Origin of the sequence: Vreelandella arctica (assembly GCF_037070215.1) — a bacterium.
In the GTDB taxonomy this organism is placed as follows: Bacteria; Pseudomonadota; Gammaproteobacteria; order Pseudomonadales; family Halomonadaceae; genus Vreelandella; species Vreelandella arctica.
Map to the genome: position 1 here is coordinate 40,883 of NZ_JBANSN010000013.1, position 22,971 is coordinate 63,853.

The following is a 22,971-nucleotide window of genomic DNA, read 5'->3' on the forward strand; positions in this document are numbered from 1 at the left end:
GCAGGGATTATACATAGAAGTCGAGGTCTTCTTGGCGTTTTAATAGGTCGCGTATGGTATGCGCATCCTCGCCTTTAAAGTAGACCAGACCCCAATGGGTACCAAACGCGGTGCGTTTGGTAACGGTTTCTTCTACTGGTGAGGTTAGCTCATGAGACTCAAAGTAGGGGTGATCTTCGGTCTCTTCGGGAATTTCCAAACGGCTGACCACACGACGGCGTGGGTATACGCCAAAGCAACCGGCAAAGCCATCGGCATCGACCACTTCTTTCGGGAAAAACTTGGCCACTTCTTCTTTCGTGGTTTTCGGGTCGAACACTAGCATTGACGCTTGATAAGCATTAAAGCCGTAAACACGTTCTAACAATTCAAAGACTTTGAAACCGGGCGGACGGTAAGCCACTTCGCCAAAATACATCTCACCATCGCTGGTGACAAAGTATTCGGGGTGAATCAAGCCAAACTCAATATCAAATGCTTTAACTAGCTTTTCGATTTGCACGGTGATCTGTTCGCGATACTTCTCAAGCTCTGGAGACGCAGGCACAAATACAGAGTAACCCAGCGTTACATATTCTGAGATGTTCAAGAAGGCGATTTTGCCATCATGAATCCACGCTTCGACAGCAAACTCCCAGCCGTCCAGGTGCGATTCCATCAGCACCGGGAACTCTTCGTCCGGGATGGTATCCACTTCATCCGGTGTGCGAATAACACGGTGGCCCAGGCAGCCTGCTTTATCGAAGGCCTTGAGGTGAATGGGGTCGTTGGGGTCACCATCCAGCTTAAGCAGCGTCTGGTTAACGCGTTTGAGAAAGCGCACCACGTCTTCTTTATCGTGGGCTTCTTCAAAGATACCGACGCGGATGCCGCCTAACTGGGCCCGACGCTTCATCAACGCCTTGTCGCGAAGCAGTAGCGATTGACCATAAATACGTGGGTTATCAAGCAGTACGGAGTTGATGGCCCCAGCCCATTCTACGGTTTCTTCATAGAGAGGGATCGCGACATCAACACCCTTTTCTTTGAGTGTCTCGGCGATTTCCATTGAGCGGTCATTGAGGCGCTCGAAATTCCAAGGCACATAGGGAATGTCGTGTTTTTGGCAATACTCTTCGGCCCAGTCAGGTGCAACGACAATGTAGCGACGATCAAAATTCTCAGCCGCTTCAATCGCATTGAGGCTCCAACCGAGCAGAGCGATATAGCCCTTATTTGGATCCTTTTGCATGTTGATGACTCCTACTTGGTGAGTGAAAAGAATTGCCAAAACACCCAGCCCACCATACACGAGGGCGGCTGGTGCGGCTAATGAGCCCATTATCCGCAGCATTAACGCAACACTCGCTAAAGGCTTTGCGTAAAGTCGTAGCGGTAGGAATATGGTAAGCTAGTCGGTTCAACTTCATGTACAAATGGCAAGAGGAATAGGCCAAGATGGCGGCCAAGCCGATCTACCGTGTGGTGGTTCACCAGCAGGGTGAAATTTGGGATTTATACGTCCGAGAAATCTTTCAGAGCGAACTTTGGGGCTTTATTGAAGTCGAGGAGTTTGTCTTTGACGATGCTTCACGGGTAGTCGTCGACCCTGCGACTGAAAAATTGCAGCGAACCTTTGATGGTGTCAAACGTAGCTACTTACCATTAAATGCTATTGTGCGCATTGATGAAGTAGAGCGTGAAGGCCCATTGAAGGCGGTTAAAACTGATGCCCGAGTAGCAGAGTTCCCCCGTCCCTTTTCGTTGCCACCGCGCGGAGAAGGGTAAGCGTATGAGACAAGCGCACCGCTAAGTTAGGCGATAAGCGCTGTTGGCTTCGTCCGCCTTGCAGCGTTTTAAATCAGGACATGATGTCATGCAGGTAAATAAAATTCGTTTTCGATATTACGCCGCTGCGGCCGGCGTTTTACTAAGTGTGGCGAGCATTAATGCTAACGCCCAATCCGACAACCAGGCATGGGTGACCGACGAGTTAAGTACCTACGTGCGTAGTGGCCCAACGGACGGTTATCGCATCATCGGTACGTTGAATGCCGGTGAGCAGGTCGATGTTCTTGAAACCAGCGGGAATTACACCCGGGTTCGTAATAGCGATGGCAATGCGGTCTGGGTATTGAGCGACGAGCTTCAGCAGACGCCGAGTGCGGTTGAGCAGCTACCCGCGTTAGAAGCGCAGGTCGAAGAGTTAACGGCTGAGCTTGAAGGCATCAATGAATCCTGGGAACAGCGTGTTTCTTCAATGACCGAAACTCTTGAGGTTCGTGAGCGGCGTATTGCCGAGCTTGAAGCGAGTAATCAAGAGCTGGACAGTCAGGCTGAGCAGTCACGCCAGCAGGTAAGAGGGCTTCAGGCGCGCTTAGAAACCCAGGAAGAAGATCTTTTGATGCGCTACTTTATGTACGGCGGTGGTGTGGCTGGCGCGGGCTTGTTGGTTGGTTTGATTGTGCCGCACCTACCACGTCGGCGTAAAAAGCGTGACCGTTGGTTTTAATAGCGCGATCAACGACAAGGTAGCAAAAAATGAGTGATCAATGGCGCAAGCGCTGGCAAGAAGGGCGCATTGGTTTTCACCTGCGGCAGGCGCACCCGGCACTACTGCGTCATTGGGGCTCTCTTGGTGTTGCCAAACGCACCAAGGTACTTGTACCGCTGTGTGGCAAGAGTCTGGATATGCGCTGGCTGGCTGATGAAGGATATCCGGTATTGGGTATTGAGTTTGCCCCAGAAGCCATTGAGCAGTTTTTGGCTCAGCGCAGTACCTCAGTATCACGATATCGCCAGGCAGGGTTCAATGTCTCCCGTCAAGGTAATGTCGAACTCTGGTGTGGGGACTTTTTTCATCTACATATTCAGCAGGCAGCAGAAATTGGGGCGTTTTATGATCGCGCTTCACTGATAGCGCTGCCGCCAGCAACCCGTCAGCGCTATGCTTTCCATCTTGCTCAACTGGTACCGCCCGGTGCCAAAGGTCTGCTGATTAGTTTGGCCCACAACGAGGGTGATGCTGGGCCTCCCTATAGTGTCCCCGCCAGCGAAATTGAAAGCCTGTTCGCCCCTAATTTCACGTTAACATTTCTAGAGCAGGGCAACCCCGATGAACGCGGCTACACGGAGAGCGTGTGGGCGCTGGAACGACGCGGGCCGCGCCTCTAAGTGTTTAGAGGGGCAGCCCGCATGTGTGCGGCTTGTGCGAAGGAGATAGCTTAGCGGGCGAGCAATTGGCCCAGTTCAGGGTCGCTAAAAGCACGGTTCATACCATCGCTAAGTAGATCGCTCAGCATGCGTGCATTACTGTCGGCGTCGGGTTTAAGCGCATAACCCTGTGTACGGCGCGATGTGTAAGTGCCGGTATAAGTAGTGCCCTTGTTTTGCGCGATAGCGCGGAAGACACCTTCAAGACGCGCTTCGTCTACCAACGGCTGGCCGCTCTCGCCACGCGCGTAATTCAGGCTGGCAAGTTCCAGCGTCAAACTCGGACGCCCCTCGGCTTGCTCAGTCGTGGGCGTAAAGCCCATATCGCTAACGGCGCGCTCTGCTTCTTGCTGTAAGCGCGGAATTAATTCGTGGCTGCTCACGGTGATATGCGCGGTGGACATTCCGCCGCCAGCACGATTGCCAATAATATCGCTTTCGCGCCCATCCTGAGCAATTACCGTGACTTGCTGGCCAGAGCCAACCTGAGGCACCTGGGCGCTGCGTTCAGGGCTGAGTTGCAGGTACTGCGGGCTAGTACAACCGGCTAGCCAGGCGCTGGCAAGCAGAACACCTGAAATCCGTAAAAAGTGACGCCGAAGCATAGTCTTCCTCCGCTATGGCTAAAAGGCCAGTATAACGCGGCTAGCGCGCTGACGGTATGTTCTGGCGTTGCGGCTTTGCCAACGATGGCAAAGGGTTGCTGGATCGCTTCGCTGCTGGCAGCTACTGGTCCTAATTTTTTACAGTCCTGAATGCAAAATAGGCACCGCTATGACGTATACAGATCTGTTTGAAAACGACGATATGAAGTTGATTAATCTGCTCCCATGGGATGGGGCGGCTTATTACCACGGCAAAATCCTGGATACAGTCACAGCGGCTATGTATTTAGATAAATGCATAAGCGAATTAAGCTGGGAGCATGATCGCACGTTTATTTACGGCAAAGAGATTGTTACAAAGAGGAAAATAGCCTGGTATGCAGACAAGCCGATTTCCTATACCTACTCCGGCTACACAAAAATGGCGTTAGTGTGGCCGGACTTTTTGCGTGATCTTAAACAGGTTGTGGAGAGCCACTGCAAAGAGGGCTTTAATTCGTGCCTGGGTAATTATTACAGCTCCGGTGAGGAAGGCATGAGCTGGCACAGTGATGCCGAAAAAGACCTTGTTGAAAATGGGGCAATCGGGGCGTTGACCCTAGGCGGCGAAAGGAAATTCTCGTTTAAACATAAACAAACAGGGGAGAGTGTGTCGCTTACTCTAGAGCACGGCAGTCTGTTGATTATGAAAGGTACTACACAGCAAAACTGGCTACATAGCCTGCCTAAAACCAAAAAAAGTATCGAGCCGCGGGTGAGCCTAACGTTTAGGCAAATGCGCTTTTGAGCTAATCCGAGTAGTTATTAACGCAAGCCACCCCTGGGCGGGGCGGCTATTGAAACGTCATGCGACGCGTGTCTGCTCCGTCGTTTTCTCAGTGACTTTGGGGAAGCGACGCCAGTGGCGCGGGTGAGCAAACAAGCGCTGCCCACGGCGTAGCGCCAAGTGTTCAAAGTCAGTGTGGCGCACGGTAGCCAGCCACGGCTGGGCCAGCCAGTCGGCTTCTAGCTCCACGCGTACTTCGGCACCTACCGGGGAGATCGCTGTGATGGTAACCGGCAAGTGGCTCTCTGAGGTGGGCTGCTCGGTTAAGCGTACTTCATGCGGGCGCAGCAACAGCTCTTCATGACCATCGGGCAGATCAACGTGCCAATAGGCATCGCCGCAGGTCAATACGCCGTTACTCACTTTGCCTTCCAGGTGGTTGACATCGCCTAAAAATTCAAACACAAAGCGATTTGCTGGCGTGCGGTAGAGCTCGTCGGGGGTGTCGATCTGCTCTATACGGCCATTGCTCATTACCACGACGCGGTCGGAAAGCTCCAGTGCCTCTTCCTGATCGTGAGTTACAAAGACGCTGGTGAAATTGAGCTCATCATGCAGATGACGCAGCCAGCGGCGAAGCTCCTGGCGTACTTTGGCATCAAGGGCACCAAACGGTTCGTCCAAGAGCAATACTTCAGGCTCCACCGCTAAGGCGCGGGCCAACGACACGCGCTGCTGCTGGCCGCCCGAAAGCTGGGCAGGGTAGCGGTTGGCAAGATGCTCCAGCTTGACCATTTCAAGCAGCCTGAACACCCGTGCACGAATCTCACCGCTGCTGGGGCGGCGTTTGCGCGAGAGCACGGTCAAGCCAAACGCCACGTTATCGTAAACGCTCATATGGCGGAACAGCGCATAGTGCTGGAAGACAAAGCCAATCCGCCGGTCGCGAACATGTACATTGGTCACGTCGCGGTCGCCAAACAGAATTTTACCCGGTTGGGTGGTACGGTCGGCATTTTCCAATCCGGCGATAATCCGCAGCAGGGTGGTTTTGCCTGAACCCGAAGGGCCGAGCAGGCCGACCAGCTCACCTTCATGAATATCCAGATTGATGGGCTCTAATGCCTGGGTATTGCCGAAGTGCTTAGCGATGTTGTGTAAGCGAATGCTCATGCAAATGCCTCCCGGCGCGCTGCGCGCCATTCCAGCCCGGCCTTCGCGGCGAGCGTCAATAGGGCAATGAATGCGAGTAAGGCCGCGCAGGCAAAAGCCCCTACGGCGTTGTAATCCTGATAAAGCTGCTCAAGGTGCAGTGGCAGTGTATTGGTCTGGCCGCGAATGGCACCTGAGACCACCGAAACGGCACCGAATTCGCCGACTGCACGAGCATTGGTGAGGATGACGCCATACAGTAGTGCCCAGCGAATGTTGGGTAGCGTGACGCGACGAAATGTCGTCCAACCGGAAGCGCCAAGCGTCACGGCCGCTTCTTCTTCACGCGAGCCTTGAGCCTGCATCAGCGGAATCAATTCCCGGGCCACGAAAGGGCAGGTCACAAAAATAGTCACCATCAGAATACCCGGCCAGGCAAACATCAACTGAATATCGTGGCCATCCAGCCACGTGCCGATCCAGCCGTTGCGCCCATACAGCAGCAAGTAAATCAGACCTGCCACCACAGGTGAGACCGCAAAGGGAATATCGATCAGGGTCTGTAAAATGCGTCGCCCGGGAAAGCTGAAGCGTGTTACCAGCCACGCCAGCGCTACACCAAACACCAAGCACACCGGGATAGTGAGTAGCGCTATCATCAGCGTTAAGCCAATCGCATGCAGCGTGAAGGTATTACTTACATTGGTCCAGAAGACCATGACGCCCTGAGAAAATGCCTGAGCAAAAATAGCGACCAATGGTAGCAACAAAAAAAGTGCTGACAGCACTAGGGCGGCACCTATCAGCAGACGCCGGATAACCGGTGCATCACCAATTCGACGCATTACCCCTTACCTCCATGCAGGCGGCGTACAAAACGTCCCTGCCAAATATTGATAGCCAGTAGCAGCGCCAGCGATACGAACAGCACGACCGAGGCAATCGCCGATGCGCCCGCATAGTCGTATTCTTGCAGTTTGACGAAGATCATCAGCGCGGTGATCTCGGTTTCATAAGGCATATTGCCAGCGATAAAAATGATCGCGCCGAACTCGCCTAGTGAGCGCACAAACGCAAGCCCGGTCCCGGTCACCAAGGCAGGCCAGATATGCGGCAAGATCACACGACGAAAGGCGACACCGTCAGTTGCCCCTAGTGACATGGCGGCTTCATCAACTTCGGCGGGCAAGTCTTCCAACACTGGTTGAACGGTGCGCACTACAAACGGAATACTGGTAAAGGCCATGGCTAGTGCAATGCCCACCCAGGTATAGGCGACCTGAAAACCAAGCGGTTCAAGCAGTTGGCCCATCCAGCCGCTGCTGGCGTAAAGCGTTGCCAAGGTAATGCCTGCCACCGCGGTGGGCAACGCAAAGGGCAGATCCATCAAGGCATCCAGTAAGCGCTTGCCAGGGAACTCGTAGCGCACCAGCACCCAGGCCAATAACAGGCCAAAGATGGCATTGATAATGGCCGCGACGGCTGCCGCGCCAATGGTCACCATATAGCTTGCGACCACACGACCTTCAGTGATAATCGCCCAGTATTCGGCGAAGCTAAGCCCCGCTAACTGGCCGAACAGGCCGGTAATCGGTAAGAGCAGCACCAGCGAAATAAACAGCACGCTGATACCCATAGAAAGGCCAAAACCCGGCAGCACGCGTGTGCTGCCGGTTCGCCAAGTGGCAAGTTGACTCATAGTTCAGGCTGGCTCATAGGTGAATATTAGCGGCGCTGTAACTGGTCGAGAAGGCCGCCGCTGCCGAAGTGAGTTTCCATTGCTTCATCCCAGCTACCAAACACGTCGTCTACCTCGAGTAATTCGGTCTCCGGGAACTCGTCGGCAAACTCTTCGACCACGGCTTCGTTATGCACCCGGTAGTTGAAGCCCGCGAGTAGGCGCTGAGTCTCTTCGGTGTAGAGGTACTCAAGATAGCTCTGGGCCAAGTCGCTGTTGCCGTTGCGCTCAGCGTTTTCGCCGACAACAGCAACGGGGAATTCGGCTAGGATACTGACAGGCGGCACGATCACTTCGTAATCGTCGCTGCCGTACTCGCTACGAATATTGTTAACTTCAGACTCGAAGCTAATCAGTACATCGCCAATTTCTCGCTCAATAAAGCTGGTCGTCGCGCCACGGCCGCCGGTATCAAATACCGCCACATTGGCTAAAAAGGTGCTCATGAACTCTTCGATTTGCTCTTCATCGCCATCAAATTCGTTCTCGGCAAAGCCCCAAGCGGCTAAATAGGTGTAGCGGCCATTACCCGAGGTTTTCGGGTTAGGGAAGACCACTTCTACGTCTTCTTGGACTAGATCGTCCCAGCTTTCGATGCCTTTGGGGTTGCCTTTACGCACCAGGAAAGCGGTAGTGGAGTAGTAGGGCGAAGCATTGTTCTCAAATGCGTCTTGCCAATCTTCTGCTACCAGCCCGGCATCCGCGAGTACTTGCACGTCGGTCACCTGGTTAAAGGTCACTACATCGGCACGTAGGCCCTGCAAGATGGCGCGTGCTTGTGCAGAAGAGCCGCCGTGAGACTGGCTAATGGCAATTTCTTCACCGTGCTCTTCCTGCCACCACGCTTGAAACTCAGGGTTGATCGCGGCAAACAGCTCGCGAGCGATATCGTAGGACGAATTGAGCAGCTCCCGCTCCTGGGCAACGGCGGAACCGCTGACCGTAACGCCCATGGCAATGGCTATCAGGCTGCGGCGGAAAATTGTCGGCAATGTCATCGTTAACTCCTTAAATTAGTAAGCGCATAGGATCGCCAAAAAGTAGTGTCGCAATAGCCGCAAGGTTAAAGCTATCAATGTGGAATTACAATCATGTTTTATATTCTATTTAAGAATATGCCTGTGATGACTATGCTCAGCCGCTCTTAGGCCGCAGATACGTGGTTCTAGTAAGCGGCTCTGATAAGATAGATGTTTGGCTTTGCTCTTTAGCCTGTGCTCGCAGGCATAGGGGTCGCTACTCTCGTCTACTGTTTACTCTTCAGGAATGGAATATGACCGCTGCGCATGATTTTCTCATTGCCCCCTCTATTTTATCAGCTGATTTTGCCCGGTTGGGTGAAGAGGTGGATAACGTGCTGGCTGCAGGCGCCGATGTGGTGCACTTCGATGTAATGGATAATCACTATGTGCCTAACCTCACGATTGGCCCCATGGTGTGCAAAGCGCTGCGTAAGCACGGCGTAACGGCGCCCATTGATGTGCATTTGATGGTCAAGCCGGTCGACCGCATGATCAGCGACTTTATCGAGGCAGGCGCCAGCTACATCACCTTTCACCCTGAAGCCTCTGAGCACGTTGACCGTTCGCTGCAGTTGATCCGCGATGGTGGCTGTAAGGCTGGTTTAGTGTTTAATCCCGCGACGCCGCTCTCTTATCTTGACTACGTGATGGATAAAGTCGATATGGTACTGCTGATGAGCGTTAACCCAGGCTTTGGTGGCCAGTCATTTATTCCTGGTACGCTAAACAAGTTGCGCGAGGCACGGGCGCGCATTGATGCATCACACTATGATATCCGCTTGGAAATCGACGGCGGAGTAAAAGTGGACAACATCGCCGAGATTGCCGCCGCTGGCGCCGATACCTTTGTAGCAGGCTCCGCTATTTTCAGTGCCCACCAAGCCAGCGACCCGCACGGTTACGACACAGTACTCAAACAACTGCGGGCGGCGCTAGCGACGGCTTAATACTGCGTTTCAAGCGAAAATTAACGGGGTGTTTGTTTAGTGTAATTTCATGCGCGGTTTTAAATACTTATTAAGTTTATCCACCAGCCATGACAGCCCCGTTTTTGTCGCCCCATGAATTGAGAGCTGATGCGTACGATATAACGAAGCATACGCTTTGCGTGCCAGCCAGCCTTCCAAAAACAGACCTTTGGAGGCTCCGCTACGCATCAAATTACCCACTGCATCGTAGCGCGCCAGTGAGACCAGTGAGCCATGATCACGGTAGCGAAAATCCTGTAATGGCTTATCTTCCAGTTGGTTAACCAGGTTTTTGGCTAATAACTTGGCTTGTTGATGCGCCGCTTGAGCGCGAGGCGGCACGGTACCCTCGTCTCCCATCGGGCAACTGGCGCAGTCGCCAAGCGCGAATATTCGTTCATCGTCGACACTTTGCAGGCTACGTTTCACTTCGATCTGATTTTTCTTGTTAGTCGTCAGGCCAAGTTCGGTTAGAAATGGCGGCGCTTTAATACCCGCTGCCCACACATTAATATCCGTCTTTATCTCCTCACCGTTGTCGGTAATCAGCCGATGCGCTTGTGCTTCCTTGATCGCCGTATCGGTATGAACGGTGACGCCCATTTTCTCAAGCTCTGTTTTAACGGTCTGGCTGACCCGGTCAGAAAGCCCAGGCAGCAAGCGTGGCGCAGCCTCTAGCAAGTGTACGCTAATGTGCTGATGATCTATCGCCGTTACGCCATAGGCATTGAGCATACGTGAGGCATCAAATAGCTCGGCGGCAAGCTCTACCCCTGTTGCGCCGCCGCCCACAATGCCAATAGTCAACTGGGTATGCTGGCGCAGGGTGGGGTCGGTATAGCGCAGGAAGGTATTGATCATATCGCGCTGAAACGCTTTGGCCTGCTGGGGCGAATCAATAAAGTGGCAGTGCTCGGCGACGCCGGGCGTGCCGAAGTCATTGGAAACACTACCCAACGCCATCACTAAGTAGTCATAGGTTAACTCGCGGGCAGGCAGTACCTCAGCGCCATCTTCGTCTTTAACGGGGGCTAAACGTAGGACTTGCTGCTGGCGATCCACACCCGTCAGTGAACCTCGCTGATAACGGTAGAAGTGAGCAGACGAATGTCCGCGATAATCCACCTCGTCCATACTGGAATTAAGCACGCCGGTCGCCAGTTCATGGAGCAAAGGCTTCCAAACGTGGGTGGTGTTACGATCCAACAACACAATCTCTGCGCGTTTACGCTTGCCTAATGTATGCCCTAGCCGCGTAGCGAGGGCTAGCCCACCCGCGCCACCGCCGACAATCACAATCCTGGGTATGGCCATCATTATCTCCTTGGCTAAGTTAGCTCCAGCATAGAAGCTTCTTACGCTTCTGACTAATGCGAACGTTTACCTTGAACAGGTAAGATAGTTTTCTAAACACGATGAGGCAGAGGGCAATGACGGTGCATTCCATACGATTGACAGAACGATATTCAGGACTACATTCAGCACTGCAGGGTAAGCGGCTGATTGCGTTCGACTTGGATGGCACGTTGATTGATTCGGTACCTGATCTTGCCGCCGCGGTGGCGCATGCTCTAAAGGCGCTTGATCTACGCCAGCCAAGCGAAGCAGAGGTGCGCGATTGGGTCGGTAATGGGGCGCCGGTATTAGTCGAAAGAGCCCTAACCTGGGCGTTACAGACACCGCCCACGCCCGCACTCCAGCAGCGCGGCTATGATACTTTTATGGATTACTATGGCGCCGCGCCCCATGTTCTCACAACGCTCTATTCGGGCGTTCAACAAGCGCTTCAGGGGCTGCACCAGCAAGGAATGACACTGGTGCTAATTACCAATAAGCCTGAGCGTTTTATTGAGCCGCTCTTACAGCACTTTGAACTGCTGGACTATTTTGCGCTCTGGGTGGGTGGTGATTCACTGGCTGAAAAAAAGCCTCATCCACTGCCGCTGCTGCATGCTGCCCGCATGTGCCAGATTCCAGCCGATGAATGTGTGATGGTGGGCGATTCCCGGCATGATATTGCTGCTGGTAAAGCGGCAGGCTTTACTACCGTAGCGTTACCGTACGGCTACAACCACGGCGAGCCAATCGAAGAGAGTCACCCTGACCTAGTGCTCTCTTCGTTAACAGAATTGCTGGCAACTACTTCCCAGACGACAAAGGCGATTGAGTAATGACAAAGGGCTGATTACTCGGCCGTTGCGCCGCCTAAAGCGGTATGCAGTACCTCTGCGTTATGACGCAGCATGGCCGAATAGTTGGCAGCTGGGCCATCTGTGCTACTCAGTGAATCGACATACAACGGCCCCGCGAGTGGAATTGAAGTCTCCCGAGCTAAAGCATCCATATGAATACTGGGTGTCGTGCTTTCAAAAAAGAGTGCCGAGAGACGTTTTGCAGCAAGTTGCTCGCTCATTTTGGCCATTGCCTGGGCACTGCCTTGGGTCTCATGATTAACGCCCCATATTCCCTGGGCTTGAAATGAGAAAGCACGTGCGAAATAACCAAAGCTTGCTTCACTAGTGATTAGTGTGCGGTTGGTTTGAGGGATACCATCGAGCCGCTCTTTCACCTCTGAGCTCAGAGTAGTCAGCGCTTTGCGAGCTTCTTCGGCGCGCGCATAAAACACATCTGCCTGCTTGGGCAGGTGCTCGGCCAGCGTGGCGGCAATCACATCAATGTAAGCGGCGGCGCCGGCGGGGTCCATCCACATGTGCGGATCTGGTTCGCCTTTATATTGCCCGGTCGAGATCATCAGCGGCGCGTAGTCGGCCTTTTTCGCCACTTCCACGAGGGTTAACTGATCGTCTGACATCGCTTCAATATGACGAATCCAAGGCTCTAAGCCCAACCCGTTATAAAAGACGATATGGGTCTCTTCTAACGCAAGCACATTGGGGGGTGTTAACTCCCAGCGGTGAACGTCTTCACCCACAGGAACAATGACATTGACGCTGACCGCGTCTCCTGCCACCCGTTTGACCAACTCCTCCATGACTGAAAACGAGGCAATAACGCGTAGCGTTGTGTTGGCATAGGCTGGCGCAGTGCTGATCAATGCGACAAATAAGAGCGTACACATCCAGGTAACCCGCTTTGTCATCTTACGCTCCTAACTTAATTGTAAACTAACGTAAATGTCGGTAGATAATAAAGACTGCGGTGGTTCGTTGCTAGTACCAATCTTCGGGCAGGTCGAGCGAGGTAAGGTATAAGGTTGGATTTCCTCTAAAGGAAAGTGCCACTATGCTTAATAGTCTTACACTCCTAAGCATAGCGTGCCTGATGACTGAACGAACGGTTTCTTCTGTGCGCCGCTGGTGAGTCCCATTTATGGGGCGGTTCGTAAGCTCGCTGGGGGAGCTTCTGATCATTACTGCCCGGCGCGGCACTTAACCCCTGCAACGCAGCGCCCGGTTGCGGTATCATCAAGTCATTAGTGGTTTCATCTGTGATCTGAATGACGCAACGGAGTAAGTGGGGCAATGGCGCAAGCTCAGTCGGGGCAGAAACTGTCAGCGCAGAATCAGCCAGCGCGTAAAGTGGTGATGATAGACAATTACGACAGTTTCACGTTTAACATCGTCCAGTACCTGGGCGAGCTGGGCGCGAAAGTAATCACTTACCTTAATGACGACATCACCATTGAGCAGATTGAAGCGCTGGCGCCGACGCACTTGGTGGTGTCGCCCGGGCCCTGTACGCCTAACGAGGCAGGTATCTCCATGGCCGCCATCGAACATTTTGCTGGCAAGCTACCTATTTTAGGTGTCTGCCTGGGCCATCAGGCGATTGGGCAGGTCTTTGGTGGCAAGGTCGTGCGCGCCCCACAGGTCATGCATGGCAAAACCTCTGCTGTACTACACGCGAACCAAGGTGTATTTGAAGGGTTGGATAACCCTGTTGAGGTGACCCGCTATCACTCTCTGGTCGTCGATAAAGCGAGCCTGCCTGACTGTTTGGAAGTCACTGCCTGGACAGGCGATGACGACGTTACTCCCGGCTTAGTCATGGGGTTTCGTCACCGCGAGCTAGATATTGAAGGGGTGCAGTTTCACCCCGAGTCGATTCTTACCCGCCAAGGCCATGAGCTATTGGCCAATTTTTTAAAACGCGGCTGATGGCCGGTTTCACACGCTTTTTTAGGGGCCCCTCTGCTCATGCAAATGCGAGACGCAATTAATGCGGTGATGCGCCGCGAAGACCTTTCTTTCGATGCCATGCACGCCTTGATGCGCCAAATCATGACCGGCGATGCTAGTGATGCGCAAATCGGTGGCCTGCTGGTGGGCCTTGCCATGAAGGGCGAAAGCGCCGTTGAAATCAGCGCTGCTGCCCAGGTCATGCGCGAGCTGATGAAACGCGTTGAGCTGCATGCTGAAAACGTTGTCGATATTGTCGGCACCGGTGGCGATGGCGCGAACCTGTTCAATGTTTCCACCGCTGCCAGTTTTGTTGCCGCTGCCGCTGGCGCACACGTGGCCAAGCACGGTAACCGCAGCGTTTCGTCGTCATCCGGTAGTGCAGACTTATTTGATGTGGCGGGTATCTACCTGGATCTTAAGCCTGATCAGGTGGCGCGCTGTATTGAGCAGGTGGGCGTTGGCTTTATGTTTGCCCCTAATCATCACCCGGCCATGCGCTATGCCATTGGGCCCCGCCGTGAAATGGGCGTGCGCACGCTGTTTAATATTCTGGGCCCACTGACCAACCCGGCTGGTGCTCCCAACCAGGTACTTGGCGTTTATGCGCCGGAGCTGGTACCGCTAATGGCAGAAGTGCTGAAAACCTTGGGTAGCCGCCACGTGATGGTGGTCCATTCAGACGATGGTTTGGATGAAATCTCCCTGGCAGGCCCCACCTTAGTCGCCGAGCTTAAGGAGGGTGAGATTACCCAGTACACCATTACGCCCGAAGAGCTGGGCATTGAGCGCCAGAGCTTGGCAACACTGAAAGCCAATAGCGCCGAAGATAGCCTGCGCTTAGTCAAGGCCGCGCTTTCCGGTGAAGGCGCCGCCGCCGATATGGTCGCGCTAAACGCTGGCGCCGCACTTTATTGTTCGGGCGTGGCGGATACCTTAAAAGAGGGGGTGATGGTGGCCCAGGACGCGCAAGCCTCCAAGCTGCCGCTCGAAAAACTCAAAGAGCTTTCGCACTTTACCAGCGTTTTTAAGCAGTAGGTTCTTAAACAAGATAAGTTTTAAAAAAAGAGATCAACATGACTCAACAGGCAACGCCAACTATTTTAACGCGCATTCTGGCTCGCAAAGATCAAGAAGTGGCTGAGCGTCGTCAAGCGGTTTCAGAATCAGACCTGCTCGCGCTAGGAGAGAAGCAGAGCGCCCCGCGTGGCTTTATTGAAGCGCTTAATACACGCATCGCAACGGGTGATCCGGCGATTATCGCCGAGGTGAAAAAAGCCTCTCCCTCGAAAGGCGTTATTCGTGAAGAGTTTCACCCGTCCGATATCGCCAAAAGCTATGCGCAAGGGGGCGCTGCCTGTCTATCGGTGCTCACCGATGCCGACTTCTTCCAGGGCCACGAAGACTACCTGATTGCCGCGCGGGATGTGTGTACGCTACCGGTGATTCGTAAAGACTTTATCACCCACGGTTATCAGGTCAGTGAAGCGCGAGCTATTGGTGCCGATTGCATCCTATTGATTGTCGCCGCCTTGGATGACTCACAGCTGCGTGATCTACACCAGCAGGCCAATCAACTGGGAATGGATGTGTTGGTAGAGGTGCACGATGCAGACGAGCTGGAGCGCGCCTTGGCGCTGGAGCTAAAGTTAGTGGGTATCAACAACCGCAATTTGCACACCTTTGACACCAGCCTCAATACCACGCTGGATCTGCTGCCGCGCATTCCTGAAGGCGTCACGGTGATTACCGAATCGGGTATTCATACCCGCGATGACGTTGAGCTGATGCGTGACCACAACGTTAACGGGTTCCTGGTTGGCGAAGCCTTTATGCGCGAAAGCGATCCGGGTTTGGCGCTGAAAAGGCTCTTTTTCTGATTGCTGAACTCAAGCAGCACCAAGCCTGACTACCGGAACCTCATCACTGCTGCTTCAGGGCTTTCAATAGGGCTTGAAGTGGGTGAGGTAGTTTTTGTGCCGAATAGCGCTTCACCTGGCTGCGGCAGGAGTAGCCGGTGGCCAGTAGCTTGCCTGTGTTTTCTTCGGCTTCCACCTGGGGCTGCCAAGACTGGGCGTAGATCGTTTTTGATGTAGCGGCGTTGCGGGTTTCGTGGCCGTAAGTGCCTGACATACCGCAGCAGCCGGTGGCCATCAGCTCAAGCTCTAACCCAAACGCCGAGAACACTTGCTGCCATGCTTTAGGGCTGCCCGGCGCGTTGGTTTTCTCGGTGCAGTGGGCGAGCAGCTTAAAGCCGGGGTCGGTTAGCTTTAGCGGGGTGGGCGCTAGCGTATTGATGCGGGTCGCCAGCCACTCTTGCAGCATCAGCACCTCCGGCACGGCTTCATGGCCTAACGCTTTGACGTACTCCTGGCGATAGGTGAGCGTCATCGCCGGGTCGATGCCCACCAGGGGAATATCAAAGCGGGCCAAGGTGCGTAGCCGCTCGGCCTGCTTGGCGGCGGTGCGCTCGAAGGCGCCCAGGAAGCCCTGTACCTGGAGGGGTTTGCCGTTAGCCGAATAAGGCATCACAAACACACGTAGATTGAAGCGCGAGAGTAGCTCCACCACGTCCATCACCAGCTTGGCTTCAAAGTGGGTGGTGAAGGCGTCCTGCACAAGTATCACGCTGTTGGCGCGCTGCTGTTCGGTTAACAGGGCCAGCGAGAGCGGTGTTGCCTCGGCGACGCCCCAGGCCTTCAACTGCTTTTTAACACTGGCCCGCGAGAGCGCCGGGGAATCGCTCATGCCCAGCGTGCGGCGCATTAGTTGCTTTACCCAACGTTGGCCAATTACCGCGTTATACAGCGGCGCCGCCTTGGCCAGGGTGGGCAGCATAAACTCGGTGCCACCAATCACATAGTCGCGCAGCGGGCGCAGGTAACGGCCGTGGTAGACCTCTAAAAACTGCGAACGGAACTGGGGCACGTTGACCTTGACGGGGCACTGCCCGGCGCAGGACTTACACGCCAAACAGCCCGCCATGGCGTCATAAACTTCGTGGGAGTAGTCGTGGTGCTGCTTGCGGCTTAGCGTATTCGCCACCCGTAGTGGAAAGCTTTTAATAAACCCCCAGCTGCCCTCGGCTTTTTTCTTCCGCGACTCCTCAACAACGTCGATCCCTGCTTGGGTCTGCAGGCGCAGCCATTCGCGGATCAGGCTGGCGCGGCCTTTGGGAGAGTGGCGGCGATCCCGCGTTGCCTTCCAGGAAGGGCACATGGGGTCATCAAGGTCGTAGTTGTAGCAGGCGCCGTTACCGTTGCAGTACACCGCGGCGTCGTAGGCCTGCCAGGCGTGCTCGTCGATGGTGCGGTCAAACTGGCCGCGCATGGGCACGCCATCGACCGTCAGCAGATCAGGGTCGCTATCCTTCGCGATTAGCTCACCGCTTTCGGCGGGCGAAGCGATTTTGCCAGGGTTGAGTTGGTTATAGGGGTCAAAGGCCGCTTTTACCCGCTGAAGACTGGGATAGAGCTCGCCAAAGAATTTAGGCGCGTACTCAGAGCGCACGCCTTTACCGTGTTCGCCCCACAGCAGGCCACCATATTTTTGGGTAAGCGCGGCGACTTCATCGGACACTGCGCGAATCAGTTTTTCCTGCTCGGGATCCTTCATATCAATGGCGGGGCGCACATGGAGTACGCCAGCGTCTACATGGCCAAACATCCCGTAGGAGAGCCCTCTGGCATCCAGCGCGGCACGAAATTCGGCAATAAAGTCCGCCAAGTGCTCCGGCGGTACGGCGGTATCTTCCACAAACGGAATCGGCCGTTTCTCGCCCTGCACGTTGCCGAGCAAACCGACCGAGCGTTTGCGCATACCGTAGACTTTCTGGATCTGCTCGCGCCCTTCGGCCAGGGTGTAGCCCAGTCGCTCTACGGTGGTGTCTTGGCTTAGATGGTTGGTGAAAGCGCGCACTCGTTCGGCGAGGGGGGCTTCATGGTCGTCATTAAATTCGATCAGGTTAATGCCGCGAATTGCCGTGTTAGCGGTTGCCGGGAAGAACTCCGCTACGCTGTCCCAGACGAAGTCTTCCATGGCCAGTTGCAGTACTGTGTCGTCGATGGTCTCTATGGAAGTCGGGCGCAGCGCCTGCGGCTGGTTTTGTGAAGAGCTAGCCGCCATGAGCGCTTTGGCATCCCGCAGTGCGTCCATAAAACTGGTGTAGCGCACATTAACCAGTGTTGAGTGCTTGGGGATTGGCAGCACGTTCAACACCGCTTCGTTCAAAAAGCCCAGCGAACCTTCCGAACCGCACAGCAGGCTATTGAGGTTTAGTTGCCCTTCATCATTGCGCAGGTGGGCCAAGTCATAGCCGGTCAGGCAGCGGTTGAGCGGCGGGAACTTGGCTGCAATCAAGTCCCGCTGCTGGTCGACAATGGCGGCGGCGGTGGAATGTACGCGGCCCAGAATGCCTTCCTGCTGGCATTCAGCCTGCTCTTCGTCACGTGTTAACGCACGGCTGTGCAGGTGCTTTCCACCGATCAGAATAGTATCGAGTTCCAAAACATGGTCGCGGGTTTTACCATATTCGCAGCTGCCCTGGCCGCTGGCATCAGTGGAGATCATGCCGCCGATGGTGGCGCGGTTAGAGGTCGAAAGCTCCGGGGCGAAAAACAGCCCGTGGGGTTTGAGCGCAGCGTTGAGCTGGTCTTTCACCACCCCGGCCTGTACACGCACTCGACGGTTTTCAGTGTCGATCTCGATGATCTTGTTCATGTGGCGTGATACGTCCACCACGATGCCGTCGGTAAGTGACTGGCCGTTGGTGCCGGTGCCGCCGCCACGTGGGGTCAACACAATGCCCCGGTGGGAGGTTTGCGCGGCTAGTCGGGTCAGGCGTTCAAGGTCTTCGGCATGCTTGGGGTAGACCGCCGCCTGGGGCAGGCGCTGGTAAATCGAGTTATCTGTCGCCAGCACCGTGCGGTTGGCATAGTCGGGGGCAATTTCGCCTTCAAATCCGCGAGTTTTGAGGGCTTGAAGAAAACGTAAATACGAATTTCCCAAGCGTTCAAACGGGGCGGTACGGGTATCCAAGGATGCAATCATAGTTGAGCAAGCCGTCAGTGCCGGGGGCGCAAAAAAAGAAGATGGCTACTTTACCGCAGCGACTGCCCGGCTGCACCTTACGGTAACACCTTACTCAACACCCAGGGCTTCTTTTACCAGCGCTGATGAGGCGTCTGACATCGGCAGTGCTAGCGCCAGTTCGTGGGCACGGGGTGACATTTTGCGCCAGGTCATCTGCACAATACGCACCATGTGGTCGTGCTCGATCTTGCGCGAGAAATCAGCAAAGTAGTTCTCTAGAAACACCAGGCAGGCGCAATCTTCCAGCGCTTGTACGTCTGGGTCGCGGCCTAAGCCTTTCTTGCCAATCATCTTCGCGGCTCGGGCGGCGTCTTGGTCCGCATAGCCTGCGTCGCGCATAAGTTGAGCGGTAGTATCGCCAGCACGAATTCCCTGATCGCGCCGCCAGGTTAAATAACCCACACGCCCTTCGGGGTACTCATCGCGCGGCACTAACCAGCGCTGCAAGTGCTGGGCGCGAACGGCCAGGCGCAGCACTTCATCTGGGGCATCGTGAACGCGGTCTAACCAGCCACTCATACGCTGGGCGTAGGCCAGCTCCTGGGGCATGGAGGTGCCATCGGCAAGCGTCGTGGAGCGCGGATCCTCGGCATGCAAAGCATCAATGGCGGCAAGCGTTTGATCAAAGGCAGTAGACATAGTTGCGTTGCTCGGCTTTGAGTGAATAAGGGCTAGGTTGCCGAGAAATCGCATGAATCACAACTGCAGCGTGACACTGCCCATAGCTCCCCGCCGCGCTTTTGCCTACAATAGTCGCCTTTCTGCACGTGCGTTGGCGCGTTGCTCTTATTGATTTCAGGCCAAGGGACAGGATTCATGCTCGATCCGAAACTGCTGCGCGGTGATCTTGACACGGTTGCTCAACAACTGGCCCGCCGGGGCTTTGTGCTTGATAAAGCGGGACTGCAGGCGCTGGAGTCGCGTCGCCGTGAGCTGCAAACGCAAACCGAGCAGCTGCAAAACGAGCGCAACATGCGTTCCAAAGCGATTGGTAAAGCCAAGGCTAACGGTGAAGATATTCAGCCGCTGCTGGATGAAGTCAGCGATTTGGGCGATCGCTTGGATAAAGCCAAGCGTGAGCTGGCCGAGGTGCAGGAGGAGTGGGACGACGCCATCAGCGGTATTCCCAACCTGCCCCATGAAAGCGTGCCGGAAGGCAAAAGCGAGAACGATAATGTTGAGCTGCACCGCTGGGGCACGCCGCGGGAGTTTGATTTCACGGTACTCGATCACGTCGATCTGGGTAAAAAATCGGGTTATCTCGATTTTGAGTTGGCAGCTAAGATTACTGGCGCTCGCTTTGCGGTAATGCGCGGGCCGATTGCACGCCTGCACCGGGCGCTGGCGCAGTTTATGCTGGACACCCAAACCGAACAGCACGGCTACGAAGAGTGCTACGTGCCCTATATGGTGAATCGCGAATCGCTCATGGGGACTGGCCAGTTACCGAAGTTTGGCGAAGATCTGTTCAAGCTGGACGATGAGCGCGAGTACCACCTGATTCCCACCTCGGAAGTACCGCTGACTAACTTCGTGCGCGATGAAATTGTCGAGCAGGCGGCATTGCCGATGAAGCTTACCGCGCATACACCGTGTTTCCGCTCTGAAGCAGGCTCACACGGCCGTGATACCCGCGGCATGATCCGTCAGCATCAGTTCGATAAGGTCGAGATGGTGCAGATCGTCGAACCGGAGAAGAGCTATGAGGCGTTGGACGAGATGCGTGGTCATGCGGAGGCAATCCTTCAGGCGCTGGATCTGCCGTATCGTGTGGTGACGCTGTGTACTGGGGATATGGGCTTTGGGGCGACTAAAACCTACGACTTAGAAGTGTGGTTGCCCAGTCAGGAAACGTACCGGGAGATTTCTTCGGTTTCCAACTGCGAGGATTTTCAGGCGCGGCGTATGCAGGCGCGTTATCGCCACCCGGATACCAAAAAGCCACAGTTGCTGCATACCTTGAATGGTTCTGGACTAGCGGTGGGGCGTTGCCTGCTGGCAGTGCTTGAAAACCACCAGCAGGCGGATGGGTCGGTGACTATTCCTGAGCCGCTACGTCGCTACCTGGGCGGCCTGGAGCATTTGGTCCTTTAAGCGCCCACACAACGTTAACGCCAGCATCAATACGAATGGTGCCAGGGCTGTAATCACTGGTGGCAGCGGATTGGCTGGCACCAGCGGCATCGCTCTCCGCCCGCATCGACATCATCTGCGGTTGGAAGATAGGTGATTGCGTTTCTTCAATGCGCTTCACATGGCCCAGTTCGGCATCCAGGCTATCGGCCATCAAGTTTGCCTTGTGCTGCGCTTTTTCTAGCGCTTTGACCAATGCTTCATCGGTGGCGGCATCACGGTCCTGTAGGTCGAATTGCACGCCGTCCAGCGAGTTAACGCCCGCTGCAATCAGTGCGTCTAACACTTCGCTTAACTGATCAAGGTCGGTAAGTTCGACGGTGATAGGGCGCTCCAGTCGTGTGCGCTGGAGTGTTTCATGTTCGCCGTCTTCGTTGCGCGGTCCTTGAATATGCTCTGGATAGACGTTAAGCGATCCAGCGTTGATGGCGTTGCGTTCAAGACCGGTGGCTTCCATTTTTTCGATTAATTCGCTGGCGCGGCTCTCTAAACGCTCGCGTGCATCACTAAGTGCGCTACTATCGCTCCCTTCCAAGGTGGAAAGGGCTGGCGTGTTTTCCCATAAGCGCGCGTTGAGGGTGGCCTTGTTGGGTTCTACCTCAACCCAAGACTGTGCTTGAACGTGCAGGCTGGGGGGCGCTTGGTGTGCCGGTGCCGCGTGAGCAAAAGGCGCACTTAGGAGTGCTAATAAGGTACCACCTAGCAGGCCGTAACCTAGAAGTTGAGAGCGTAGTCCTGAAGAACCTGACCTTTGAGAACCTAGTGTTTGAGAACCAGCGTTTTGAAGACTGAGTGGAATTGCTTTCATAAATGGCTTCCTAAGTAAGAGGGCAGCAGTGAGTGGACAGCCGCGCCGCCAAGTTAAATCATCGTTTTAAAAGCTGTTTCAAGAAGTTAGGGCAGACACAACTTGGAAGGGTAGTAGAAAAGAAAGTTCAGCAAGGAAGAGTGGACGCACAACAGTTGCTTATTGTTTGCACGGTTTGTGCACTATGATCAAAGCAGCCATTATGTACCAATAACAGGCTAGGGAAAGATTATGTCGAACGTGTCTGATGAGGATTACCGAAGTATTCCGCTCAATGCCACCTTGGCGCTTGCCGCGTTGGTAGTGATTATTGCTGGAATGAAAGTTGGTGCTGATTTACTGGTGCCGTTGCTACTGGCGATATTTATCGCGGTGGTGTGTACCTCGCCGGTGCAGTGGCTGCACCGCTGTGGTCTGAGCATGCGAATGTCGGCCTTTCTGACCTTAATGGTATTGCTGGCGTTTATATCGCTCATTGGTCTGCTAGTGGTTAATAGCTTTAGCACTTTTTTGACGGCGCTGCCGGAAATTGAGTCTCGGCTATATGAACAGTATTGGAACTTGCTTAATGCGCTCTCTTCACGCGGATTAGCAATCAACCCTGACCAGATCAACTCCCTCTTTGAAGGCGAGGATGAAGGCTCCTGGATGCCAGCGCTACTGAGCCAGCTTGGCAATCTCTTCATGCAGAGCATTATTGTTGGGCTGCTGGTCATCTTCATGCTGTTTGAGACGCTCAACGTGCGCGACAAAATATCTCGAGCACTGGAAAATCCCGCGCCCAGTTTGAAGCGTTTCAGTGAGTTCAGCTTAACGCTAAAGCGCTACCTTGCAGTTAAGACGGTAATTAGCCTTGCCACGGGTGCGCTGGTTTGGCTCTCTTGCTTGATTGTTGGTGTTGAATTTCCACTGCTGTGGGGGGTGTTAGCCTTTGCGCTAAACTTCATTCCTAATATTGGTTCTGCTCTGGCCGCCATACCGCCGGTGCTGTTACTACTGGTTGCCCAAGATGGCGGCGCGTTTCAGGCGATGCTGTTGGCATCGGCCTATCTGGTCATCAACTTTGTGCTTGGCAACCTAATTGAGCCACGGGTAATGGGGCAGGCGTTAGGGCTCTCCACTTTTGTGGCGTTTTTATCGTTGGTCGTGTGGGGCTGGATCTTTGGTGCGGCGGGGATGTTACTTTCGGTGGTGCTGACAATGACACTTAAAATCGCGCTTGATAGCCACCCACAAACACGCTGGATCGCTCGGCTGCTAGGGCCTGGGAGGCGGCGTATAAAGGATAGTAGGGCGAGTGACGCAAGCTTGCCGCCGTGGAAGCGCTGAAGTTGAGGTAAAGAGTAGTGATAACACT

Annotated in this window: 22 protein-coding genes; 11 read left to right on the forward strand and 11 right to left on the reverse strand. The window is 54.5% G+C overall.

Annotated elements, in window-relative coordinates:
• Positions 1–7: 7 nt before the first annotated feature.
• Complete coding sequence (locus V8L70_RS13165; protein WP_008959580.1) at positions 8–1,231, reverse strand: ATP-grasp domain-containing protein; 1,224 nt, start codon at positions 1,229–1,231, stop codon at positions 8–10.
• A gap of 206 nt (positions 1,232–1,437) precedes the next feature.
• Between V8L70_RS13165 and V8L70_RS13170 the strand changes: the two genes are divergently transcribed.
• The 3 genes from V8L70_RS13170 (at position 1,438) to V8L70_RS13180 (ending at position 3,153) form a co-directional block, all read left to right on the forward strand.
• The gene (locus V8L70_RS13170) at positions 1,438–1,767 is read left to right on the forward strand and encodes a DUF1820 family protein (protein ID WP_008959579.1); all 330 of its coding nucleotides are present in this window, start codon (positions 1,438–1,440) and stop codon (positions 1,765–1,767) included.
• An 88-nt stretch (positions 1,768–1,855) separates the two neighbouring features.
• Positions 1,856–2,491, forward strand: coding sequence for a TIGR04211 family SH3 domain-containing protein (locus V8L70_RS13175; protein WP_101147852.1), 636 nt, complete (start codon positions 1,856–1,858; stop codon positions 2,489–2,491).
• Between the two features lie 29 nt (positions 2,492–2,520).
• Entirely contained in the window at positions 2,521–3,153 is a 633-nt protein-coding gene (locus V8L70_RS13180; protein ID WP_101147853.1) for a class I SAM-dependent methyltransferase, read from the forward strand.
• 50 nt (positions 3,154–3,203) lie between these two features.
• Here the strand turns inward: V8L70_RS13180 and V8L70_RS13185 are convergent, their stop codons facing one another.
• A complete protein-coding gene (locus V8L70_RS13185; protein WP_008959576.1) occupies positions 3,204–3,797 on the reverse strand; it encodes a YajG family lipoprotein in 594 nt (197 codons plus the stop codon).
• Between the two features lie 169 nt (positions 3,798–3,966).
• Here V8L70_RS13185 and V8L70_RS13190 point away from each other — a divergent pair, with 169 nt between their 5' ends.
• The gene (locus V8L70_RS13190; protein ID WP_101147854.1) at positions 3,967–4,584 is read left to right on the forward strand and encodes an alpha-ketoglutarate-dependent dioxygenase AlkB family protein; all 618 of its coding nucleotides are present in this window, start codon (positions 3,967–3,969) and stop codon (positions 4,582–4,584) included.
• 57 nt (positions 4,585–4,641) lie between these two features.
• Here V8L70_RS13190 and V8L70_RS13195 read toward each other — a convergent pair whose 3' ends face one another.
• Genes V8L70_RS13195 through cysP form a run of 4 tightly spaced genes read right to left on the reverse strand, consistent with a single transcriptional unit; the run spans position 4,642 to position 8,451 of the window.
• Complete coding sequence (locus V8L70_RS13195) at positions 4,642–5,736, reverse strand: sulfate/molybdate ABC transporter ATP-binding protein (RefSeq protein ID WP_008959573.1); 1,095 nt, start codon at positions 5,734–5,736, stop codon at positions 4,642–4,644.
• Positions 5,733–6,560: a sulfate ABC transporter permease subunit CysW gene (cysW, locus tag V8L70_RS13200; protein ID WP_101147855.1), complete on the reverse strand. Its 828-nt coding sequence runs from the start codon at positions 6,558–6,560 to the stop codon at positions 5,733–5,735. Before cysW ends, V8L70_RS13195 begins: the two co-directional genes overlap by 4 nt.
• Positions 6,560–7,414 carry a sulfate ABC transporter permease subunit CysT gene (cysT, locus tag V8L70_RS13205; RefSeq protein WP_101147856.1) on the reverse strand — a complete coding sequence of 285 codons (855 nt, stop codon included), beginning with the start codon at positions 7,412–7,414 and terminating at the stop codon, positions 6,560–6,562. Before cysT ends, cysW begins: the two co-directional genes overlap by 1 nt.
• Before the next feature lie 26 nt (positions 7,415–7,440).
• Positions 7,441–8,451 carry a thiosulfate ABC transporter substrate-binding protein CysP gene (gene cysP / locus V8L70_RS13210; protein ID WP_101147857.1) on the reverse strand — a complete coding sequence of 337 codons (1,011 nt, stop codon included), beginning with the start codon at positions 8,449–8,451 and terminating at the stop codon, positions 7,441–7,443.
• Between the two features lie 275 nt (positions 8,452–8,726).
• Here cysP and rpe point away from each other — a divergent pair, with 275 nt between their 5' ends.
• Positions 8,727–9,422, forward strand: coding sequence for a ribulose-phosphate 3-epimerase (gene rpe / locus V8L70_RS13215; protein ID WP_101147858.1), 696 nt, complete (start codon positions 8,727–8,729; stop codon positions 9,420–9,422).
• A 36-nt stretch (positions 9,423–9,458) separates the two neighbouring features.
• On the opposite strand, the gene V8L70_RS13220 is transcribed toward rpe, so the two are convergent.
• Positions 9,459–10,757 (reverse strand): NAD(P)/FAD-dependent oxidoreductase, encoded by a 1,299-nt coding sequence (locus tag V8L70_RS13220; protein ID WP_101147859.1) that lies wholly within the window; start codon positions 10,755–10,757, stop codon positions 9,459–9,461.
• A 116-nt stretch (positions 10,758–10,873) separates the two neighbouring features.
• On the opposite strand from V8L70_RS13220, the gene V8L70_RS13225 reads away from it, so the two are divergent.
• On the forward strand, positions 10,874–11,614 hold the full coding sequence (locus V8L70_RS13225; RefSeq protein WP_101147860.1) for a phosphoglycolate phosphatase: 741 nt from the start codon (positions 10,874–10,876) through the stop codon (positions 11,612–11,614).
• 14 nt (positions 11,615–11,628) lie between these two features.
• Here the strand turns inward: V8L70_RS13225 and V8L70_RS13230 are convergent, their stop codons facing one another.
• Positions 11,629–12,543, reverse strand: coding sequence for a metal ABC transporter substrate-binding protein (locus V8L70_RS13230; protein WP_101147861.1), 915 nt, complete (start codon positions 12,541–12,543; stop codon positions 11,629–11,631).
• A 382-nt stretch (positions 12,544–12,925) separates the two neighbouring features.
• On the opposite strand from V8L70_RS13230, the gene V8L70_RS13235 reads away from it, so the two are divergent.
• From V8L70_RS13235 to trpC, 3 genes are read left to right on the forward strand one after another with little or no spacing between them, the layout of a single operon-like run.
• Positions 12,926–13,561 (forward strand): anthranilate synthase component II, encoded by a 636-nt coding sequence (locus V8L70_RS13235; RefSeq protein ID WP_101147862.1) that lies wholly within the window; start codon positions 12,926–12,928, stop codon positions 13,559–13,561.
• Positions 13,562–13,600: 39 nt separating this feature from the next.
• Positions 13,601–14,620: an anthranilate phosphoribosyltransferase gene (gene trpD, locus V8L70_RS13240; RefSeq protein WP_101147863.1), complete on the forward strand. Its 1,020-nt coding sequence runs from the start codon at positions 13,601–13,603 to the stop codon at positions 14,618–14,620.
• 38 nt (positions 14,621–14,658) lie between these two features.
• Complete coding sequence (gene trpC, locus V8L70_RS13245) at positions 14,659–15,462, forward strand: indole-3-glycerol phosphate synthase TrpC (protein WP_101147864.1); 804 nt, start codon at positions 14,659–14,661, stop codon at positions 15,460–15,462.
• A 43-nt stretch (positions 15,463–15,505) separates the two neighbouring features.
• Here trpC and ydiJ read toward each other — a convergent pair whose 3' ends face one another.
• Together ydiJ and V8L70_RS13255 are read right to left on the reverse strand one after the other, a co-directional pair.
• Complete coding sequence (gene ydiJ / locus V8L70_RS13250) at positions 15,506–18,631, reverse strand: D-2-hydroxyglutarate dehydrogenase YdiJ (RefSeq protein WP_101147865.1); 3,126 nt, start codon at positions 18,629–18,631, stop codon at positions 15,506–15,508.
• A gap of 90 nt (positions 18,632–18,721) precedes the next feature.
• A complete protein-coding gene (locus V8L70_RS13255; RefSeq protein ID WP_101147915.1) occupies positions 18,722–19,312 on the reverse strand; it encodes a DUF4202 domain-containing protein in 591 nt (196 codons plus the stop codon).
• 177 nt (positions 19,313–19,489) lie between these two features.
• Between V8L70_RS13255 and serS the strand changes: the two genes are divergently transcribed.
• The gene (serS, locus tag V8L70_RS13260) at positions 19,490–20,767 is read left to right on the forward strand and encodes a serine--tRNA ligase (protein ID WP_101147866.1); all 1,278 of its coding nucleotides are present in this window, start codon (positions 19,490–19,492) and stop codon (positions 20,765–20,767) included.
• On the opposite strand, the gene V8L70_RS13265 is transcribed toward serS, so the two are convergent.
• Positions 20,712–21,614 carry an SIMPL domain-containing protein gene (locus V8L70_RS13265; RefSeq protein WP_101147867.1) on the reverse strand — a complete coding sequence of 301 codons (903 nt, stop codon included), beginning with the start codon at positions 21,612–21,614 and terminating at the stop codon, positions 20,712–20,714. The two genes, serS and V8L70_RS13265, sit on opposite strands and share 56 nt — an antisense overlap.
• Positions 21,615–21,845: 231 nt before the next feature.
• Between V8L70_RS13265 and V8L70_RS13270 the strand changes: the two genes are divergently transcribed.
• The gene (locus V8L70_RS13270) at positions 21,846–22,943 is read left to right on the forward strand and encodes an AI-2E family transporter (RefSeq protein ID WP_008959555.1); all 1,098 of its coding nucleotides are present in this window, start codon (positions 21,846–21,848) and stop codon (positions 22,941–22,943) included.
• Positions 22,944–22,971: the final 28 nt, after the last annotated feature.

Excerpts from the sequence above, each read along its gene's own strand:
- V8L70_RS13165 (WP_008959580.1), bottom strand. The coding sequence starts at position 1,231 with ATGCAAAAGGATCCAAATAAGGGCTATATCGCTCTGCTCGGTTGGAGC.
- V8L70_RS13170 (WP_008959579.1), top strand. The coding sequence starts at position 1,438 with ATGGCGGCCAAGCCGATCTACCGTGTGGTGGTTCACCAGCAGGGTGAA.
- V8L70_RS13175 (WP_101147852.1), top strand. The coding sequence starts at position 1,856 with ATGCAGGTAAATAAAATTCGTTTTCGATATTACGCCGCTGCGGCCGGC.
- V8L70_RS13180 (WP_101147853.1), top strand. The coding sequence starts at position 2,521 with ATGAGTGATCAATGGCGCAAGCGCTGGCAAGAAGGGCGCATTGGTTTT.
- V8L70_RS13185 (WP_008959576.1), bottom strand. The coding sequence starts at position 3,797 with ATGCTTCGGCGTCACTTTTTACGGATTTCAGGTGTTCTGCTTGCCAGC.
- V8L70_RS13190 (WP_101147854.1), top strand. The coding sequence starts at position 3,967 with ATGACGTATACAGATCTGTTTGAAAACGACGATATGAAGTTGATTAAT.
- V8L70_RS13195 (WP_008959573.1), bottom strand. The coding sequence starts at position 5,736 with ATGAGCATTCGCTTACACAACATCGCTAAGCACTTCGGCAATACCCAG.
- cysW (WP_101147855.1), bottom strand. The coding sequence starts at position 6,560 with ATGCGTCGAATTGGTGATGCACCGGTTATCCGGCGTCTGCTGATAGGT.
- cysT (WP_101147856.1), bottom strand. The coding sequence starts at position 7,414 with ATGAGTCAACTTGCCACTTGGCGAACCGGCAGCACACGCGTGCTGCCG.
- cysP (WP_101147857.1), bottom strand. The coding sequence starts at position 8,451 with ATGACATTGCCGACAATTTTCCGCCGCAGCCTGATAGCCATTGCCATG.
- rpe (WP_101147858.1), top strand. The coding sequence starts at position 8,727 with ATGACCGCTGCGCATGATTTTCTCATTGCCCCCTCTATTTTATCAGCT.
- V8L70_RS13220 (WP_101147859.1), bottom strand. The coding sequence starts at position 10,757 with ATGGCCATACCCAGGATTGTGATTGTCGGCGGTGGCGCGGGTGGGCTA.
- V8L70_RS13225 (WP_101147860.1), top strand. The coding sequence starts at position 10,874 with ATGACGGTGCATTCCATACGATTGACAGAACGATATTCAGGACTACAT.
- V8L70_RS13230 (WP_101147861.1), bottom strand. The coding sequence starts at position 12,543 with ATGACAAAGCGGGTTACCTGGATGTGTACGCTCTTATTTGTCGCATTG.
- V8L70_RS13235 (WP_101147862.1), top strand. The coding sequence starts at position 12,926 with ATGGCGCAAGCTCAGTCGGGGCAGAAACTGTCAGCGCAGAATCAGCCA.
- trpD (WP_101147863.1), top strand. The coding sequence starts at position 13,601 with ATGCAAATGCGAGACGCAATTAATGCGGTGATGCGCCGCGAAGACCTT.
- trpC (WP_101147864.1), top strand. The coding sequence starts at position 14,659 with ATGACTCAACAGGCAACGCCAACTATTTTAACGCGCATTCTGGCTCGC.
- ydiJ (WP_101147865.1), bottom strand. The coding sequence starts at position 18,631 with ATGATTGCATCCTTGGATACCCGTACCGCCCCGTTTGAACGCTTGGGA.
- V8L70_RS13255 (WP_101147915.1), bottom strand. The coding sequence starts at position 19,312 with ATGTCTACTGCCTTTGATCAAACGCTTGCCGCCATTGATGCTTTGCAT.
- serS (WP_101147866.1), top strand. The coding sequence starts at position 19,490 with ATGCTCGATCCGAAACTGCTGCGCGGTGATCTTGACACGGTTGCTCAA.
- V8L70_RS13265 (WP_101147867.1), bottom strand. The coding sequence starts at position 21,614 with ATGAAAGCAATTCCACTCAGTCTTCAAAACGCTGGTTCTCAAACACTA.
- V8L70_RS13270 (WP_008959555.1), top strand. The coding sequence starts at position 21,846 with ATGTCGAACGTGTCTGATGAGGATTACCGAAGTATTCCGCTCAATGCC.